18 protein-coding genes are annotated in these 19,268 nt (G+C 55.9%); 16 read left to right on the forward strand and 2 right to left on the reverse strand.

Annotated elements, in window-relative coordinates; translation table 11 throughout:
• Positions 1-103: 103 nt before the first annotated feature.
• The 14 genes from A2V21_310925 to A2V21_310990 all read left to right on the forward strand — a co-directional run bounded on the left by A2V21_310925 (position 104) and on the right by A2V21_310990 (position 16,661).
• Positions 104-1,960 carry an ABC transporter ATP-binding protein gene (locus A2V21_310925; GenBank protein OIJ74730.1) on the forward strand — a complete coding sequence of 619 codons (1,857 nt, stop codon included), beginning with the start codon at positions 104-106 and terminating at the stop codon, positions 1,958-1,960.
• 374 nt (positions 1,961-2,334) lie between these two features.
• Positions 2,335-2,742, forward strand: coding sequence for a hypothetical protein (locus A2V21_310930; GenBank protein ID OIJ74731.1), 408 nt, complete (start codon positions 2,335-2,337; stop codon positions 2,740-2,742).
• A gap of 109 nt (positions 2,743-2,851) precedes the next feature.
• Positions 2,852-4,324, forward strand: a complete 1,473-nt coding sequence (locus tag A2V21_310935; GenBank protein OIJ75157.1) for an MFS transporter — start codon at positions 2,852-2,854, stop codon at positions 4,322-4,324.
• 325 nt (positions 4,325-4,649) lie between these two features.
• Positions 4,650-5,090, forward strand: coding sequence for a hypothetical protein (locus tag A2V21_310940; protein ID OIJ74732.1), 441 nt, complete (start codon positions 4,650-4,652; stop codon positions 5,088-5,090).
• A gap of 193 nt (positions 5,091-5,283) precedes the next feature.
• On the forward strand, positions 5,284-5,907 hold the full coding sequence (locus tag A2V21_310945; GenBank protein ID OIJ74733.1) for a hypothetical protein: 624 nt from the start codon (positions 5,284-5,286) through the stop codon (positions 5,905-5,907).
• 4 nt (positions 5,908-5,911) lie between these two features.
• The gene (locus tag A2V21_310950; GenBank protein ID OIJ74734.1) at positions 5,912-9,640 is read left to right on the forward strand and encodes a nitrate reductase subunit alpha; all 3,729 of its coding nucleotides are present in this window, start codon (positions 5,912-5,914) and stop codon (positions 9,638-9,640) included.
• A 1-nt stretch (position 9,641) separates the two neighbouring features.
• Positions 9,642-11,162 (forward strand): nitrate reductase subunit beta, encoded by a 1,521-nt coding sequence (locus tag A2V21_310955; GenBank protein OIJ74735.1) that lies wholly within the window; start codon positions 9,642-9,644, stop codon positions 11,160-11,162.
• 9 nt (positions 11,163-11,171) lie between these two features.
• Positions 11,172-11,717, forward strand: a complete 546-nt coding sequence (locus A2V21_310960) for a hypothetical protein (protein ID OIJ74736.1) — start codon at positions 11,172-11,174, stop codon at positions 11,715-11,717.
• 3 nt (positions 11,718-11,720) lie between these two features.
• Positions 11,721-12,419: a respiratory nitrate reductase subunit gamma gene (locus A2V21_310965; protein OIJ74737.1), complete on the forward strand. Its 699-nt coding sequence runs from the start codon at positions 11,721-11,723 to the stop codon at positions 12,417-12,419.
• Positions 12,420-12,544: 125 nt separating this feature from the next.
• On the forward strand, positions 12,545-14,185 hold the full coding sequence (locus A2V21_310970) for a hypothetical protein (protein ID OIJ74738.1): 1,641 nt from the start codon (positions 12,545-12,547) through the stop codon (positions 14,183-14,185).
• A gap of 201 nt (positions 14,186-14,386) precedes the next feature.
• Positions 14,387-14,593: a hypothetical protein gene (locus A2V21_310975; protein ID OIJ74739.1), complete on the forward strand. Its 207-nt coding sequence runs from the start codon at positions 14,387-14,389 to the stop codon at positions 14,591-14,593.
• A 211-nt stretch (positions 14,594-14,804) separates the two neighbouring features.
• Complete coding sequence (locus tag A2V21_310980; GenBank protein OIJ74740.1) at positions 14,805-15,119, forward strand: hypothetical protein; 315 nt, start codon at positions 14,805-14,807, stop codon at positions 15,117-15,119.
• A 191-nt stretch (positions 15,120-15,310) separates the two neighbouring features.
• On the forward strand, positions 15,311-15,814 hold the full coding sequence (locus A2V21_310985) for a hypothetical protein (GenBank protein OIJ74741.1): 504 nt from the start codon (positions 15,311-15,313) through the stop codon (positions 15,812-15,814).
• 46 nt (positions 15,815-15,860) lie between these two features.
• Positions 15,861-16,661, forward strand: a complete 801-nt coding sequence (locus tag A2V21_310990) for a hypothetical protein (GenBank protein ID OIJ74742.1) — start codon at positions 15,861-15,863, stop codon at positions 16,659-16,661.
• Between the two features lie 82 nt (positions 16,662-16,743).
• On the opposite strand, the gene A2V21_310995 is transcribed toward A2V21_310990, so the two are convergent.
• Both A2V21_310995 and A2V21_311000 read right to left on the reverse strand, forming a co-directional pair.
• Positions 16,744-17,124 carry a hypothetical protein gene (locus A2V21_310995; GenBank protein ID OIJ74743.1) on the reverse strand — a complete coding sequence of 127 codons (381 nt, stop codon included), beginning with the start codon at positions 17,122-17,124 and terminating at the stop codon, positions 16,744-16,746.
• 3 nt (positions 17,125-17,127) lie between these two features.
• Positions 17,128-17,946, reverse strand: a complete 819-nt coding sequence (locus A2V21_311000) for a hypothetical protein (GenBank protein ID OIJ74744.1) — start codon at positions 17,944-17,946, stop codon at positions 17,128-17,130.
• A gap of 278 nt (positions 17,947-18,224) precedes the next feature.
• Between A2V21_311000 and A2V21_311005 the strand changes: the two genes are divergently transcribed.
• Complete coding sequence (locus A2V21_311005; protein ID OIJ74745.1) at positions 18,225-18,638, forward strand: NADH:ubiquinone oxidoreductase subunit A; 414 nt, start codon at positions 18,225-18,227, stop codon at positions 18,636-18,638.
• Positions 18,635-19,258, forward strand: a complete 624-nt coding sequence (locus A2V21_311010) for an NADH-quinone oxidoreductase subunit B (protein ID OIJ74746.1) — start codon at positions 18,635-18,637, stop codon at positions 19,256-19,258. The genes A2V21_311005 and A2V21_311010 overlap by 4 nt, the downstream gene beginning before the upstream one ends.
• Positions 19,259-19,268: the final 10 nt, after the last annotated feature.

Consider the following 19,268-nt stretch of genomic DNA (forward strand, 5'->3'; position numbering starts at 1 on the left):
TTCTCAGGAGGTTTCCCCCTCATCGCCTGTAAAACATCAAAATCGGTTCCAAACAGGCCCCGCCTGATGTAAAATAACCGGATTAAAAAAGGGAGTTCTTTTCATGCTCAAGGTAAACGGGCTTGCCAAGGCGTTTGGCGGCCAGGTCCTCTTTGAGGACGTAAGCTTTAGTCTTTCGCCAGGAGAGAAGGTCGGGCTTGTAGGCAGGAACGGCCACGGCAAGACAACACTGTTCAAGATAATCTTAGGCGAGCTTGAAGCCGATTCAGGGAAGGTCTCGGCGCCAAGGCATTTCAAGATCGGCCATCTGTCGCAACGGCTCCAGTTCTCTCATGACACCGTGCTCAAGGAAGCCTGCTCAGGGCTCCGCAAGAACGAGGACTGGATAGACGAGACTTACAGGGCCGAGGCGGTCCTCATGGGTCTCGGTATAGATGAAGAGCTCTTTGACGCCAGCCCGTTATCACTCTCAGGCGGGTATCAGGTAAGGCTCAACCTCGCCAAGGCCCTCGTGGCCGACCCTGACGTCCTTCTCCTTGACGAGCCGACCAACTACCTCGACATACTTTCCATACGCTGGCTGGTGCGCTTTTTGAAGGACTGGAACGGGGCCCTCATGCTCATAACCCACGACCGCGACTTTATGGACAGCGTCACTACCCACACGATGGGCATCCACAGGGGCAGGGTGAGGAAGGTGGCCGGGCCCACGGAGAAGCTCTATTCACAGATACTCATGGAAGAGGAGGTCTACGAGCTTTCAAGGCAAAATGACGAACGGAAGAGAAAAGATGTCGAGAAGTTCATCGCGCGCTTCAGGGCCTCCGCCACCAAGGCGAGCGCCGTGCAGTCCAGGGTAAAGGCGCTTGAGAGGAAGGAGAGGCTACAGAAGCTTGAGGAGATCAAAGACCTCGATTTCAAATTCAACGAGGCTCCCTTCCAGGGCAAGTACCTGCTCGAGGCCATGGACCTCTCCTTTGGCTACGGAGGAGACGGCCCTCTTCTTATTGATGACCTGAGCTTTACGGTAGCCAAGGGCGACCGCATAGGCATAATAGGGAAGAACGGGAAGGGAAAGACAACCCTTCTTAATATGCTCGCGTGTGAGCTTAAGCCCTTGAACGGTACTGTTGCCGCGCACCAGAATGCCCGCATGGCATACTTCGGCCAGACGAACATAGACAGGCTCAACCGCTCAAATACCATAGAGAAGGAGCTTATGGAGGCGCACCCTGACTACAGCCGCGGCGTTGCCAGGAAGATCTGCGGGGCCATGATGTTCGAAGGTGACGCGGCGCTCAAAAAGATAGACGTCCTCTCTGGAGGCGAGCGCGCGAGAGTTCTTCTCGGCAAGCTTCTCGTAAGCCCGGCGAACCTGCTTTTGCTTGATGAGCCGACAAACCACCTTGATATGGAATCGATAGATTCGCTCATCGAGGCTGTAGATATCTTCGGCGGCGCCGCTATCATCGTGACCCACAGCGAGCTGATGCTCAACGCGCTGGCCACGAGGCTCATCGTATTTGACGGAGGGCGCGTAAGCCTCTTCGATGGGACATATAGGGAGTTCCTCGATAAGGCCGGGTGGGAGAGCGAATCCGCGGTGGGGGTAAAGGCCGGGGGGCGCAAGGAGAAGGGGGTAAATAAAAAAGAGGTCAGGAAGCTCAGGGCAGAGGTCATATCAGCCAAAGGCAGGTCGCTTGGGCCGATGGAGAAGAGGATGGCTGAGATAGAAGGGCTGATAGTAACCCTTGAAAAGGCCGCAGAAGAGGCCAGTCGGGCGCTGCTTGCCGCTTCAGAGCGCGCGGATGCCGAAGACATAACCGCCCAGTCAAAGGCCTATCATGAACTGCGCGACAGGATCGACCGCCTCTTCGATGAGCTTGAGTCCATTACGGTCGAACACGAGTATAAGAGCAGGGAATTTGAGGAAAAGATGAGGGAGCTGGAGCAGGTTTAGGCTCCAGCTCGTCCGTAGAAAGAAACTAAACTGCTGTTACGTTATCGTAACAGTATCCGAATGTGCTGATTTTGTTACAGATACCGCAGAAGTAGATAGATGGCCTTCCTCCTGCCGTTACCAATTCGTAACAAGTGCCTTCCAGACAAGTCCTTTCAAAATTCCCAGGCTATTTTTTTTTGACCTTTAAAAACGGTAACTTAGGTTACATTTCTTTGATCTGCTGATTTTTGGTACGCGGATTGCTATATTTATAGAATACCGGACAATTTTAGCGGCACCATGCCCTTTTGCTGTTGAGGAAAAAGGCAGGCCGTTGTGAAGAGGATGCGCCGCTCTGATCGAATCCCAGGCGTAAAAAACGGAGGTGCTTAATGAAAATTATGGTCTGCCATGATGGTTCACAACGTTCTCAGGAAGCCCTTGAGAGAACGGTAGCACTCTTCAAGATTCAGAAGCCTGAGATAGTCCTCGTCACGGTGATCGAGGAGCCGCTCGACGCTACAAGCATGGACGAGGAAAGCTTCGAGAAATGGCGGAGCAGGAGGGACCAGGACCTTAAGAAGGCCGCCACTTGGGTGGTAGAGCATGGATTGAACGTTGACGCCATCCTGGCGGTAGGCGACCCCAGGAAGATGATACTCGAGGCTTCCGACAACAAAAACCCGGATATCCTGGTCGTAGCCAGAAGGGGCGCTGGCCTTCTTGAGAAGATGGCCCTTGGCAGCGTGAGCGCTTACCTTATAAGGCACGCCGAATGCCCTGTCCTTGTAATGCATTGATGCATCGATCAAAACGAAAGCGTTTTTGAAACTGCTCTTCGAATTATTAAAACGTACTAATTCGTACTAATTACGCCCGGAGGTCATAATGGCAAAGAATTCGGAAAGGATGGGTTGGGGCGACCTGTTCAGCTTCGGCAGGGTTGATATGATCGCCCTCCACAAGACATGGTTCGCCTTCTTCCTTACGTTCTTCGTGTGGTTCAACATGGCCCCGCTCGTCACGGTCATCGTGCAGGAGTCGGGGTTCACGATGCAGCAGCTCAAGCTACTGGCCATAACAAACGTGGCCCTCACGATGCCGGGTCGAGTCCTTATCGGCATGCTCTCGGACAGGCTCGGGCCCAGGAGGACCTTCACTATAGTGATGGTCCTGTGCGCGATCCCCTGCTTCACCTTCGCCTTCGCCAGCTCCTATACTCAGATGCTCGTCTCCAGGCTTCTTCTCAGCATGGTCGGCACTGGCTTCGTGGTCGGCATCCACATGACCGCGCTGTGGTTCAAGCCCAGGGACATCGGTTTCGCGCAGGGCGTTGAGGCCGGCCTCGGCAACTGGGGCTCCTCGATAGCCGCTATACTGCTGCCTATCGTAGCGTTGAATGTGTTCGGCTCATGGAGGTACGCGATAGCGTTAAGCGGCCTCGTGATGCTGCTTTACGGCATCTACTACTGGTTTGCCATCACCGACGGCCCGGTGGGCTCCGTCTATCACAAGCCGAGGAAGGGTGCTGCGATAGAGGTCTCCACCTGGGGCGACATGATAAACGCCGTTCTCTGGACCATACCCATCATAGGAGTCCTAGCCATCCTCGTCTGGAGGATCAACGGCATGGGCTTCATGAGCTCCGAGGCGGCCCTGATAGCCTATGTAGTGATAGCCATGGTGGTGCTCTATCAGGTCATCCAGATACTCCGCTTCAACACGCCTATTCTTAAAAAGGGCGTGCCGGAAGATGACAGGTACAGGTTCACGGACGTGGGCGCGCTCTGCCTTTGCTACGTCGCCACATTCGGCGCGGAGCTTGGCGTCATATCCATGCTCCCGACCTTTTTCCAGAAGGGCTGGAGCCTGACCCCTCAGCTCGCCGGTCTCTTCGGTTCGGTCTTCGCCTTCATGAACTTCTTCTCAAGGTCGCTTGGCGGCTATATCTCCGACAGGTCTCCGACTAGAAGGGGCGCGATGCTGGTCTATCTCGCCGGCATAGCGATATCCTTCGTGCTCATGGGCATGATGAGCTCGAGCTGGCCTCTGTGGCTCGCCGTGGTCGTCACCATAATATGCGCCATGTTCGTGACCGGCGGCTGCGGGACCACCTACGCCCTCGTGCCCCTCGTCAAGAGGCGTATCACCGGCCAGATATCCGGCTACGTTGGAGCGTACGGCAACGTTGGCGCGGTCATGTATCTCACGGTCTATACCTTCGTGAACGACAGCCAGTTCTTCTACTTCATCGGGGCCACAGTCGTGGCCACGTTCCTGTTCTGCTTCTTCTTCCTGAAGGAGCCGGTTGGCGCCTTCTCGCAGGAGTATCAGCTTTCCAGCGTCGACAGGGAGATGATGGATGGCGGCGGCGGTCATTGATCCCGAATCCCGGGAGGGGCGTTCCCAAGCCCTTCCCGGGTCCTTTTGTATGCGGTTTCAAAGCGGTATGCGCGGGTCGTACTAATACGTTAAGAGCGATGTATAGTGAATTGTAATCCAGGCCATACCGGAAAATTGAACAGGTCCAGGGGAATAAAGACGCTAATGCGAGAAAACGCTAGACAGGTGTGCCTGAATCTGTTAACTTACGCATATTCAATCACAATCGAAACGGTTTTTACGCTCAAGGGCTCAGGGGCCCAGGCCGCAGGTATGCGCATCTTTTCGTCTGGTCCTGAAAGCTCGTTCGGAGGTCTCTACACTGGTGCGTTATAGGATCATAAAAAAGCTTCCACGCTTCTGCCAGTGCCTGATATACACGGCCGCCATGCGCACACTTACGGCGGTATGGAAAAGGCGCGGCTTTGAAAACAGGGCATCTCTTAATATGTCCTCAGGCTCCCCTGAAAGGCGCCTGGCCGTGGACGCGGCTGAAAAGAGAACGGCAAGCGCCATGGACAGGCTCGGAAAGGTCCTTGGGTCGCTTCCGTCCAAAGGCTCCGATACGATAAGCGCCATCGAAGAGTTCGCTTCCAACAGGAAAGAGACGATCGAGTTCCGCTCTAAAGACAGGGCTCCGGAATTGCCGTCTGCGCCCCATTCGCACAGGAGAACCAAGTTGTCCGGGAGCAAGGGGCTGGAGAACCTGAAAGTAACGCTCAATCTCGCCAGAGGTGATCTCGAAGCATCAATCCTCGCCTCTTAATCTTTTCAACCCATGGCATCTTTCGGCAACAAACCCGTCTTCTCAAGGCGGGTGCGCGCGCAGCCTCCCCACCAGAGATGGGCTAAGGCGCATCCGGGCCGACTGAGGTCCATGGAGTATATACAGGGTTAAACGGTTATCTATGACGGTACATAGGTAAAAAAAGCAAGCAGCGGTAAAGGAGGTGTAGGGTATGGAGTTTAGGAGTTGTAAGAAAATCTTGGTAAAAGGACTGCAGCTCGGTTTTGCGCTGAGTCTCGTCGCCGGCATCGCGCCTGTAAAGGCATCTGCCCAGGACGCGGCCCAGGATCCTGCTGCCGCCGCGCCGGCTGAGGCAGTCGTTGCTGCCGCACCGGCCGAGTCCGGCGATGCCGCTCTTGGCAAGATGTACTTCACCGGCCAGAAGGCGTTCGCCAGCGGAGCCCCCGCATGCATATCCTGCCACAGCGCCGGAGTAGGTGAGCTCGGCGGAGGAAGGCTTGGTCCCGACCTGACCAAGGTCTATGCCGACGAGTCGAAGAAACCTCTTCTCAGCGCGGCATGGATAAACGCCGGGTCCCCCGTAATGGCCCCCGTTTTCAGCAACAAGAACGTCTCTGATGAAGAGGTCTCCCACCTTAGGGCCTTCTTCGAGGAGCAGGCAAAGGCAGAGGTGAAGGCCTCGTCGACCGGAACTTTCACCATCATAGGCTTAGGCGGTTTCGTTGGAATACTGATTGTCTTCAATATTATCTGGAGCGGAAGGTACAGGAACAGGAATAAAGGCACCGCCCATGATGCCCTGTGGAGAAACTACGGCGGAAAAGGAGGGAGGTAATTAGATGGCTACTTGGATCCAAGATGAGATAAACCCCGGTAAAAGGGGTTGGGAAGAATATTACAGGAACCGCTGGCAGTATGACAAGACCGTAAGGTCCACCCATGGCAACAACTGCACAGGTGGCTGTTCCTGGATGGTCTACGTGAAAGACGGCATCATCACCTGGGAGCTCCAGGCCGTCGATTACCCGAAGCTCGACCAGTCTATACCGCCTTACGAGCCGAGGGGCTGCCAGAGGGGCATATCCGCTTCATGGTACGTTTACAGCCCTGTGAGGATCAAGTATCCTTACGTCCGCGGCGTACTCCTCGATGCCTGGAAGGAAGCCAGGGCCAAGCACTCCGACCCTGTCGAGGCATGGAGGTCGATCGTCGACAATGCCGAGCTCCACAAGAAGATCAAGTGGTCAAGGGGCAAGGGCGGATTCCGCAGGTTCGACTGGGACACCGCCGCCGAGATAATCACCTCGGCCCACATACACACCATCAAGAAGTACGGCCCGGACAGGATCATCGCCTTCTCGCCGATCCCGGCCATGTCCCAGATCAGCTACGCTTCGGGCGCGCGCTACAACCAGCTCATCGGCGGCGTGCACCTGAGTTTCTATGACTATTACACCGACCTCCCGAACGCGGAGCCCGAGGTATGGGGCGAGCAGACAGACGCGTGCGAGAGCGCCGACTGGTACAACACCGGCTATTGCGTCATAACCGGCGCCAACCCCAACATGACCAGGACCGCCGACTGCCACTTCGTCTCCGAGCTCAGGCACGGTGGAGCGAAGCTCGTTGTCTGCGCCCCGGACTACTCGCAGGTCACCAAGTACGCCGACCTGTGGGTGCCCGTGAAGCCAGGTTCGGACTCCAACTTCTGGATGGGCGTAAAGCACGTCATCCTGAAGGAGTTTTTCGTAGACAGGAAGGTCCCGTACTTCGAGGCCTACACCAGGCAGTTCACCGACCTCCCGATGCTCGTCAAGCTCGAGAAGGGCAAGGACGGCTGGGAGCAGGGCAGGTTCCTCCGCGCTTGCGACCTTTCCGAGTATGACGGAGAGGACAACCCGGAGTGGAAGTTCTGCATGTGGGACGAGACCACCAGCAAGGCCGTAGTCGTAAACGGCAGCATGGGCTACAGGTGGCCCAAGGAGCACCACAGCCATGGCAAGTGGAACCTCCTTTTGAGGGAAGCCAAGACCCAGAAGAACATCAACCCCTCCCTGAGCGTCCTCGACCATAAGGAAGACGCCATTGAGGTCAACTTCTACGAGGTAGACAAGCCTGAGAAGTACAAGAGGCAGGTGCCGGTAAGGTACGTGCAGACCAAGGAAGGCAAGGTCGCCGTCACTACCGTCTTCGACCTCAAGATCGCCCAGTGCGGTGTCGCGAGGAAGGGCCTTTCCGGCGATTACTGCAAGGACTACAACGACGAGAGAGGGTTCTCTCCGGCCTGGCAGGAGAAGTACACCGGCATAGGCCGCGACACCATCATCCAGGTAGCCCGCGAGTTCGCTGCCAACTCGGAAGTGACCAAGGGCCGCACGATGATAATAACCGGTTCCAGCTACAACCACTGGTACCACTCGAACCTGTTGTACAGGACGGCGATGGACGCCCTCATGCTCTGCGGATGCGTGGGCAGGAACGGCGGCGGACTCCAGCACTACGTCGGACAGGAAAAGCTCGCTCCGTTCGACTCATGGGGCCAGATAGCCCATTCGCTCGACTGGAACAGGCCCCCGAGGCTCATGAACAACCCGAGCTTCTGGTACATCAACACGCAGATGTTCAAGTTCGACGGCGCGATAAGCGAGTACCACAACGTCCCGGACAAGAACGCGCTCGAGTTCCAGCACACCGTCGACTACAACGTCAGGGCGGTAAGGCTGGGCTGGATGCCGTGCTATCCGCAGTTCAACAAGAGCTCGATAGCTCTGTGCGAAGAGGCCCAGAAGGCGGGCGCGAAGAGCGACGCCGAGATAATCGACTACGTCGTGAAACAGCTCAAGAGCGGACAGCTCGAGTTCGCCATGCAGGACCCGGACGCGCCTGAGAACTGGCCGAGGGTCTGGTTCATATGGAGGGCGAACGCGCTCGGTTCATCCGCGAGGGGCCAGGAGTACTTCTTCAAGTACGTCCTCGGAACGCACAACAACCTCATCGCCGATGAAGTAGCGAAGCCGCACGTGAAGGAAATGAAGTACAGGGAGTCCCCGCTTGGAAAGCTCGACCTGCTGGTCGACCTCAACATGCGTATGAACACCACTCCTCTGTACTGCGACATAGTGCTCCCGACGGCCCACTGGTACGAGAAGGAGGACATCAACACCACAGAGCTCCACTCCTTCGTCCACCCGATGGGCGCGGCCGTTTCCCCGAGCTGGGAAGCCAAGAGCGACTGGGAAGCCTTCAAGTTCATCTCCAAGAAGTTCTCGGAGATAGCGAAGAAGCACTTCTCCAAGCCTGTGAAGGACATCGTAATGTCCCCGCTCATGCACGACACCCCTGGCGAGATAGCCCAGCCCGCGTTGAACGGCGTGCAGGACTGGAAGAAGGGCGAGTGCGAGATCATCCCGGGCAAGACCACGCAGAGCTTCACCATCGTCGAAAGGGACTACGCCAACATCGATAAGATGTACACGGCAGTAGGACCGCTGCAGAAGACCAAGTACGGCTTCCACGGCATCATGCTCGACGGCAAGGAGCTCTACGAGGACTACTTGAACCAGGAGCACATCGAGAAGAAGGAGGTCAACGGACAGAAGCTCATCTCGATCGAGACAGCCAAGGACGCGGCCAACTTCGTCCTCGCCTTCTCCGGCACCACTAACGGAGAGGTATCTTTCAGGCAGTGGTGGGAGGAAGAGCACCATACCGGTCTCACCAAGGATGACTACCTCGAGGCGAGGAGGCAGGCCAAGGCCGTCCACCCCGGTATCAAGTACCTCATACCGGACGAGAGGGTCCATGGTCTCGCGCACGAGATGGCCAGCGGCAGCAGGAACGTCTCGATGACCTACGACGACATCGTAGCTCAGCCGAAGAGGTGGCTCACCAGCCCGCTCTGGACAGGCGACACCAGGAGGGGCAGGGCATACGGCACCTGGACACATCAGACCGAGCAGCTCATGCCCTGGAGGACGCTCACCGGACGTCAGCACTTCTACCTCGATCACCCGGTCTACCTTGACTTCGGCGAGGCCCTTTCGACCGCCAAGTACAGGCTGAACCCGGCCAAGATGAACGAGGTCCAGAAGTCCGACAGGACCGACGCGCTCCATCTGAACTATATAACTCCTCACAGCAAGTGGGCCATACACTCTACCCACTACGACAACCTCCGCATGCTCACCCTGTCAAGGGGCGGTAACTCCATCTGGCTCAACGACAGGGACGCCGAGAGCGTGGGCATCAAGGACAACGACTGGATCGAGGCCTACAACGACAACGGAGTCTATGTGGCCCGCGCGGTCGTAAGCGCCAGGATCCCAACCGGGTCTACCTTTGCGTACCACTCTCAGGAAAGGACCATCAACATCCCGAAGGCGGAGCAGAGGAACAAGATCAGGGGCGGGTTCCACAACTCGCTCACCAGGATGAGGCTCAAACCGCAGCTCCTTACCGGCGGATACGGTCAGTTCTCCTACGGCTTCAACGCCTGGGGCCCGATCGTCGTCATCAGGGACACTACGGTGCTGGTGAGAAAAATGAGAAACCAGGAGGTGAAGTGGTAATATGGATCTCAGAGCACAGCTTTCAATGAGTTTTCATTTGGATAAATGCATCGGCTGCCATACCTGCAGCGTGTCCTGCAAGAACGTCTGGACATCCCGCAGGGGCGCCGAGTACATGTGGTGGAACAACGTAGAGACGAAGCCCGGCGCCGGCTACCCTCTGACCTGGGAAGACCAGGACAGGTACAGGGGCGGCTGGGAAGTATCCGGCGGGTCTTTAAGGCTCAAGCTCCTCAAGGGCCCCGGCAAGATAAGGACGCTGGCGAACATATTCTTCCAGCCCAATCTTCCGACGATCGACGATTACTACGAGCCGTTCACCTATGACTATCAGCACCTCTTCAACGCTCCGGCTGGCGACGACCAGCCGGTAGCGAGGCCGAAGTCGCTCATCACCGGCGACTTCATGGAGAAGATAGTCCTGGGCCCGAACTGGGACGACGACATGGGCGGCAGCCCGCTTTACGCCGCCAATGACCCGAACCTGAAGGGGCTGTCGGAATCGCAGAAGGAGCTTTTGACCAAGTTCCACAAGCTCTTCTTCTTCTACCTTCCGAGGATATGCAACCATTGCCTCAACCCCGCTTGCGTGGCCTCCTGCCCGTCAGGCGCCATTTACAAGAGGGGCGAGGACGGCATAGTCCTTATCGACCAGGACACCTGCCGCGCCTGGAGGTTCTGCGTGAGCGCTTGCCCGTACAAGAAGCCCTACTACAACTGGGCGAACGGCAAGAGCGAGAAGTGCATATTCTGCTTCCCGAGGACCGAGACGGGCCAGCCTAACGCCTGCGCCCATGCCTGCACCGGCAGGATCAGGTTCGTCGGCGTCATATTCTACGACGCCGACAGGATAGAGGAAGTGGCCAAGAGCCCGGACGAAAGGCTCGTGGACGCCATGAGGGACATCATCCTCGACCCGAACGACCCGAGGGTCATTGAAGAGGCTCGCAAGCAGGGCATAGACGAGAACTGGATCATAGCGGCCCAGAACTCGCCAGCTTACAACCTCTTCAAGAAGTGGCGCATAGCGTTGCCGAACCATCCGGAGTTCAGGACTCTGCCCATGAACTTCTACCTGCCGCCCCTTTCGCCGGTCCTTCACAACGCGAAGGCCGAGAACGGCGGCATGTTCGACCCCGAGTCTGTCGAGTTCTTCTACTCGTTAGACAAGATGAGGGTCCCGGTAAGGTACCTTGCGAACCTCCTTTCCGCGGGCAACGAGCAGGCGGTCATAGAGTCTCTCAAGAAGCAGATGGCCGTAAGGCTCTGGATGCGCCAGCAGAGGGTTGGCGATATAGGCGAGAGCGCCGCGAAGGCCGCCCTTGCTTCCGTCGGCCTCACCCCTGAGGACGCCGCCGAGATCTTCAAGCTCCTGATCCTCGGCACCTTCCAGGAGAGGTTCGTGATCCCCGAGACCCACCGCGAGACGATGACCACGGTCGACCCCAGGACCATGTACGAGAAGAGGGGTACGGTCGGCTTCGGCGCCAAGAAGCAGGAACTCGTATCGAGGCAGTGGTAAAAAGAAGCGATGGGAAAAGCAAAACACATATACAACCTTCTCGCCGGGCTGCTTGAATACCCGGGTGAGGATATAAAGCTCAGGGCCGCCGAGTGCGTAAACGCACTCGCGGGCCTGGAGCAATATCCCCCCGAGGTGGTCGAGGAGCTCAAGAAGTTTCAGAAGGACCTGGAGCACATCTCCATGGACGACCTCCGTGGGATCTACTCCTATACCTTTGAGCTTACGAGCGACTTTACGCTGGACATGGGTTATCACATCTATGACGGCTTCAGGCGCTCGAACAGCCTGGCAAGCATCAAGGGGATGTATCAGCAGAACGGTTTTCAGGTCGATGATTTTTCGAAGGGCGAGCTGCCCGACCATCTTCCCGTGATACTCTACTTCCTGGGCTTCTGTGAAAACGAGGAGCTTAAGAAGGACTTCAGGGAGACTTTTCTGGTCAGGGCGCTGGAGAAGCTCCAGAAAAACTTCGAGAGAAATAAGAAGAACCTCTACTGGCACCTCATTAACGCGATATACAGAATCATCGACAAAGATGTAAAAGGAGGATAGATAATGGACAAGGTCCTATTCGGCGTTGTGCCGTACATACTTTTGATGACGGCTATCGTCGGCGCAATCTGGAGATTCAGAACCAATAAGTACTCGTGGTCGTCGCAGTCGTCGCAGTTCCTCGAGAACAAGACCCTCTTCTTCGGGTCGTTCCCCTGGCACTACGGCATCATAACGATCCTCTTGGGCCACATAATCGGTCTTTTCGTACCGCAGAGCATCGTCCTGTGGAACTCGGTGCCCTTGAGGCTCTACATACTTGAGCTCACGGCGCTCGCGTTCGGCTTGCTGGCCCTCTTCGGCCTTCTTGCCCTTATCTACAGGAGACTTACGAACTCCAGGGTGAAGGCTGTGACCTCCGGCTGGGACGTGCTGGTGCTCATCATCCTGCTCATCCAGGTCCTTACCGGCGTGGGTACCGCCATCCTTTACAGGTGGGGCTCCAACTGGTTCGTAGCCTCGGCTGTACCCTGGATGTGGTCGATCATCAAGCTCCAGCCGAACGTAGATTATGTGGCTGGGCTGCCGCTTCTCACGAAGGCTCATATATTCAACGCGCTCGTCTTCATCGGCCTTGTGCCCTTCTCAAGGCTGGCGCACTTCGTGGTCCTCAACCCCTACAAGTATCTCGTGCGGCCTTATCAGGTCGTAAGGTGGTACAGGAGGGGCGGGGCCACAACAAATATCGTCCAGTACAAGTAACGGGGAGGGGGTGGGTACAAAGTATCCACCCCCTTTTTTTTTAAGCTACCATGGGACTACTCTTCCGCGACGCAATTTTATATCGTTCTCAGCCATGAAATAAGTTAAAAAGGAGATATCTGCACATGTCCAAGATAACGAGATGGGAGCCGGAGAACGAACAGTTCTGGCGCGAGACCGGCAGCAAGATCGGATGGACCACATGCGGGATAACTACATTCTCGCTGGTATTTTCCTTCACCACGTGGTTCGTCATGAGCGCCGTGGTCGTCAGGCTTCCGAACATAGGCTTCAAGTTCTCTTCCATGGAGCTCTTCTGGCTTGCGGCCATACCTGGGTTCGCCTCCGGCATATTGAGGCTGATCTACTCCTACTTCATCCCCGTCCTGGGGACGAGGCCGGTCATAAGCATTACTACGATCATCAAGATCTTCCCCATGATATGGCTCGGCTTCGCGGTGCAGGACACCAGCACGCCGTGGAGCACCTTCATGATAATCGGCTTCCTGAGCGGCTTGGGCGGAGGAGACTTCTCGGCGTACATGCCCTCGACCAGCATCTTCTTCCCGAAGAGGCTGCAGGGGCTCGCGATGGGCATCCAGGCCGGCATAGGCAATTTCGGCGTGAGCGTCGTACAGTTCGTCACGCCCTGGATAGTAAGCTTCTCGATCATAGGCGGCGCCTACGGCGTGCCCCAGCTCTTTACAAAGATCGACGTTCTTAAGGACGTCGCGGTCACAAAAGACGCATCCGGCGTTGTCACCGATATTGTGCTTAAAAATCCGGCCCTGGCAAGCGCCATAACCGTTACGAAAGATGGCGGTGTGGTCAAGGACGTGCTCTTCCAGGAGACCGACGCTACCAAGAACATGAAGTTAGACCTCAAGAGGGACGCTTCCGGCTCGGTCACCGACGTAGCCGTAAAGAAGGTCGTCAAGAAGGACATGTGGGTACAGAACGCGGCTTTCTGGTATGTGCCGCTGTTGATCCTGGCCTTTATCCTCTCGGTCATATTCCTCAAGTCAATAGACCCGGCCGCGCTCGGGTTCAAGGGCGGCAACTTCAAGAGGCAGTTTGAGATACTGAGCACCAAGAATAGGGCGCTCACTCATTCCTGGAACTGCACCATAACCTATATCGCGTCATTCGGTTCGTTCTCCGGTTACGCGGCCGCTTTCCCGATGATGATAAAGGTCATCTACGGCGGCTTTGACGGCGCGCCGGACCCCTTGAAGTTCGCCTTCTTCGGCCCGCTCATCGGCGGCCTCTCCCGCGCCGCCACCGGCTGGATATTCGACAAGATCGGCGGCAGCAAGGGCATGCACTGGTGCCTCCTTGGCCAGATAGCGGGCTGTATTGCGTTGATATTCGGCGGCTATCTCACTCCGTCGGGGCTTGATAAGTTCCCGGTGTTCGTCTACATCATGCTCTGGATATTCCTTATGACGGGCATAAACAACGCCGCGACCTTCCGCCAGTACCCGATAGTCTTCGCGTACTCGCCCGCTAAGGGCGCTCAGATGCTCGGATGGACAGGCGCGTGGGCGGCCTTCGGACCGTTCATCTTCGCCTCGCTCATTGGAATGGCGATAACGAAGACTGGCAGCGCCATCCCGTTCTTCATCGGCGCGTCCATCTTCTACGCGTACGCCTTCATCATCAACTGGTATTACTACACCAGGAAGGGCGCTGAGAGGTATGACTATGGCACCAGCGGCGGCACCTGGTGGGACACCGCAAAGAACACTTGGACCGGCGGTCAGTAGTCCGGCAGTAAGCGCAAAGCCGTTAACCGGCGTTGCGCCTGTTGTAAACACTAGTCGCAAGCATGGGGGAGGGACATTCTCCCCCATGCTTTTTTTGTCAGGAAGCCATGCCGTGCCGCAATGATTTATGACTTCAGCGTCCTTGGATGTGGTAAACTATAGTATTGTTTTCGGGTAATTAGGAAGGGATAGGTCAGAAAAATGGGTTCTTTTGATACGGTATTGACTCTCGCAGGCATCACTTACGGAGTCATTCTGATACTGGCGACTTTCATAAACCACAAGGCGCTTGAGGCATTCAGGATAGATGCCCTGATTATGAGGAACCCCTCACAGTCAAGCAGGGGCTTAAACCTTGTTTGCGGCCTGGCGATCATCGGCTACAACGTCTATACTCTGGTCTGGTAACAGATTGTTCAGTATCTATGCAAGTAGCTTCGAAAAGCAGATTCGCGCCTGTTTTATGAAGCATCGAGAACTTACAGGGGAAGCCAAAAGGCTCCCCTGATTTTGTATGTATTTCAAGCAGTTGCCTGACCCCCCTCCTTGACGCCATCCGATCTCTAAGATATACTTCCAGAGTAAACGAGCTTTTTTCCCTTAAAAATCGGAGGAAGCCATGAGCAAGTATGACAGGCTGGACCGTTTCGGGGTAACGGTAATAAACCAGGACGAGTACGAGCGCAAGCAGGCTTATGTCATCAAGCACTGCAAGTGTCAGGGCTGTCCCACATACGTGGCCGGGGACGCCCCGACCGGCTACTGTTTTCCGACTATCGGCACCAGCGACAAGATACACTACGAGAAGGAGTGCATCTGCAAGACTTGCCAGATCTATAAGGAATATGAGCTGAACCATTCCTTTTATTGCACAAGGTGCTCGCAGGTATGCCAGACCATGAAGACCGAGGGGGCCGCGGCCCAGGGGACTTAGATGCCCACAGGGTCGATAGCCCTTGCAAGGGGGCGGGGAGGGGTCCCTCTCCGTCCCCTTTTTTTGTCAAAAACCCCTGTATTTAAGCCTATAGCGGCCTGTTTTGGTCTGGACAAAGAACGGGCAAATGTAGTAGAATTATTGGACACCCAAAATGGATCAGGGAAATTATATAAAGAGGAGATTCTGTAATGGAGATTACCACCCCGGAGCAGGCTAAGGCAGCGATCAAGCAGTGGCTTGAGGACAACCATCACGACGTTAAGGAAATCAAGGACGAGAACGCCGTTTTCCATTTCGAGATAGATTATCCCCTCGGTTCCATGAAGAGGCAGAGGGTGCTTCAGCCTAAAGAGTTCCCCGGCCTGATAGTCGTGCTGAACGGCGTCAGCATCGCCAACGAGCATATGGAAAAGCTCAAGGGGATGAACCCCAACGACAGGGATGCCTTCTACAGCGAGATAAGGAAGGACCTCCTGTTCCTCAAGAACAGCTATGACCTCAACATCGACGACACAGGGGTCGCCAAGCAGGTCCAGTTCTCGTACGAGTTCTACTATGACGGCCTCACCAAGACCAAGCTCTACGACGCGCTCCTGCTGAACCACAGGACGCTCCTGTACATAATCACCAAGTTCAACGACGAGTTCGGCATGCCGGTTATGCCAGCCAAGGGCACCGAGGGCAACGCCTAATCACGCGGGTACGCCCCCTACTACGGAGGTTCTTATGGCTCCACAGATGCTCGAGATCAAGTACGAGTGCCAGCACAAGTCCTGCTACGTAAACTGCAGGGAAGGAATACTCTGCCTTGAAGAGGGGCTCTTCAACGACCTTAAGGCCGCTTATCTGGAAGAAGGGCTCTTCAGGAGCCCCAGGGGCGTTTGCAGGCTCGGCTTCTCACAGCCTTTTAAGGTAATAATGATGCAGCCCCTCGGCGAGGGGCCCATCGAGCAGGCGTCTTCGGCCCTCGACCCGGCCGACAACCCGCTTCTTGTCCTCGTTGAAGAGCATAAGGTGATAAACAGGAAGCTCGAGGAGGTGGAAGACCACCTCCGCAAAAGGGACATGGACGCTCTATGGGTCTCCACCAAGGAGCTTGAAAACGACCTGGTGCTCCATTCAGGCATAAAGGAAGAGGAGGTCCTCTTCGGCCTCAGCAAAGGGCTGCTGCCCTTCGGCGAGACCCTTGTTGACATCATCAGGGAGGAGCACAGGGAGATAATCTCTTTGCTCCATAACTTCAGGGTCGCGATGGAAATAAATGAGATCAACGACGGCATCATAGATTCCGTCATCGTGAGCTTGAGGGGGCATATAAGGAAAGAGGACCAGGAGTTCTTCGAGATAATCGACAAATGCCTCAATGACGAGCTAAGGCTCAAGATAGCCGATGGAATGAGGGTGGTCGATGCCAGCTTTGTGAGGGCGGAGGCCGGGGTCCGCAAGGTGAACGTCAAGCGGGCCGCGGTCCAGGCAGAGTATGACGACCAGGTCTCCGTAATAAGGGAGGCCGGCTGCGATACCTGCTGCGGCCACTAAGCCAGCAAAACAAAAAATGTTAGAATAAAAAAAGCCGCGGGATCTTCCCGCGGCTTTTTTTATTCCGGCTGCGTGCCTCGCGCTATAACGGGATATGTATGTATACGATATAGAGCCACATGCAGATAAGGCTGGCGCCGAGCCAGCTTACATATTTGTTTGCCCTGCGGCTCTTCGAACGGACTATCAGCACCTTGGAGAGTATTATGAAAAAGCCGGCAGCCCAGCCCCCAAGCGACAAGAGGCTAAATCCGTAGCTTACGAACGACATCACTGCCAGTACTGCGAAGATGCCGAAGGTGATGATGCCGTTGCCGCGGTGTATCTTCTTCTCCACAGGGCCTTTGCCCTTTACCATCTGGAGCCCGCTTATGAAGCTCGTCGTGGCGAGTATCATGCCGATGCTCGCAAGCAGCGTCGACAGGTTAGTGAATGCGTTCAGGAGCTCAAGTATGCCGGACATTTCCTATTCCTTGTAAAAGATCTTAAGTAGGTTCTTCTGCAGCAGATACGAGACTATCCCCAGGTAGATGAGCGCAATCGGAAGGATGATAAAGAGGTTTGGGATTGTCGTGTTCTCCGCCACCTCGTTGCCGTTCGACTCGCTTATGACTATGCCGTAAGTGTTCCTGAGGGTCCTGTTCCCGGTGAGGGTGTTCCCGTTCGAGGCGAAGACCATTATGCCGTCCCAGGAGTTGAGGTTGACGCTGTTGTTCACAATCTCGTTGTTGTCCGAGTAGCTTATGAAAAAGCCCTTGTCCTTATTGAGGGTGGCGCTGTTGAACTCGACCCTGTTGTGTTGCGATTTCTCCATGTAAAGGCCGTACTGGGAATTAGAGCTGGAATCATTCCCTGTAACGCTGGAGTAGCTCACCCCTTGAAGGAATATGCCTATCCCGTTGTTGGTGAGACTGTTCTTTGAGAGGACTACGTTCTTGGAATTGAAGACGAAGACCCCGGCAACGGTCGAGCCGGTAGCCGAAAGCCCTGTTATGGAGACGTCAGAGGTACCGGAGACCTTCAAGGCAGGCTTGTTCTGTATGGCCGCCTGCACCATGGTGGAGGCGGCCCCCTGGTTGGAGCGCAGTATCAACGGCTTTTCTATCGTGACGTTCTCGATGTAAATGCCGCTGTTGATGACGATGACGTCAAAGGGGGTCGCGGCGTTGACGGCGTCCTGTATCGTCCTGTGCCGCTCCGGTACATAGAGGGTGGCGGCATTGGCGTCATATGAGGCCGATAACGAGGCTATTAAGAAAAAGATGGCGCAATAGGCCTTTAGCATTCTGTTGTGTGCAAATGGCGCCGCCCTCGAACCAGGCGGGCTTTTGGCATAGTTAGGGTGATCTGTATCTTAAAATGATAGCAGAAAGCGTTCTTTAAGTCTATTTTTTTGCGCTCCCCGGGTTTGGCGTACACACGTTTACGGCCCACTGTCCATGCCTTGACAATCCACCTTCGTGTGGTAGGTTTAATTCATGCGGGGCATTCTGTATTCAAGATGACGGTGCCTCGAACCCCGCGATAAAAAACCTCGCCTTCCAGCCGGCCAAGGGAGCCTTCATGCCTGCAGGATACTCGACGAACCTCTGGCCGCTTGCGGCATATTTTTTGGCAGTGGTACTGCTCGTGGCCTCCATGCTCATTCTCTCCTACTTCTTTGGGCAGCGGCACAGGGAAAGGTCGACCTTAGAGCCTTATGAATCAGGCATCGCCCCGACCGGCACGGCGCGTATCCGGTTTGATATCAAGTTCTACCTTGTAGCCATCCTCTTCGTCGTCTTCGATATTGAGGCGGTATTCATCTTCGCCTGGGCCGTCTCCGCACGGGAGCTTGGCTGGACGGGCTATATAGAGGCGCTTCTGTTCATTTCCATACTTTTAGCGGCGCTCGTCTACTTATGGCGCATGGGTGCGCTCGATTGGGCGGCAAAGGGCAGAGCCGTCGCCGCAAAAAGGGCGGGAAAAGCGAGATGAGCGGGTCTGTCGAAAAAGCGGCTGTCACCAAAGACGACCCTGTTGAGGCGGCTGTAAGGAAGAGTGTTGTCCTGGCAAGCCTTCAGGGGCTGCTCGCGTGGGGGCGGAAGAACTCGCTCTGGCCTCTTAACTTCGGCCTCTCGTGCTGCTATGTGGAGATGGCCGCGAGCTTCACGAGCAAGTACGATATCGCCCGCTTCGGCTCAGAGGTCATACGCGCCAGCCCCAGGGAGGCGGACGTTATGATAGTCGCGGGCACCGTGTTCATCAAGGCCGCCCCTATGGTGAAAAGGCTCTATGAGCAGATGATGGAGCCGAGGTGGGTCATCTCCATGGGCTCTTGCGCCAACTCGGGAGGGATGTACGATATCTACAGCGTTGTCCAGGGGGTAGACTCCTTCCTTCCCGTCGATGTCTATATACCGGGCTGCCCGCCACGGCCGGAGGCCGTTATGGAAGGCCTTTTGATGCTCCGTGAGCTTGTTGGAAAGGAAAGGCGGCCTCTTAGCTGGGCAGCCGGGAAGCAGGGTGTGGAGCGGCCGGAGCTTCCAGTGATGCGCGATCTTAAACGCCCGTCGAGGCAGGAGGCAAGGGAGCTGCGTTCACCTGACAAGAGCTGATATCTTCGCG

The sequence above is a fragment of the Deltaproteobacteria bacterium GWC2_55_46 genome, assembly GCA_001595385.3.
Taxonomy (GTDB): Bacteria; Desulfobacterota; GWC2-55-46; order GWC2-55-46; family GWC2-55-46; genus UBA5799.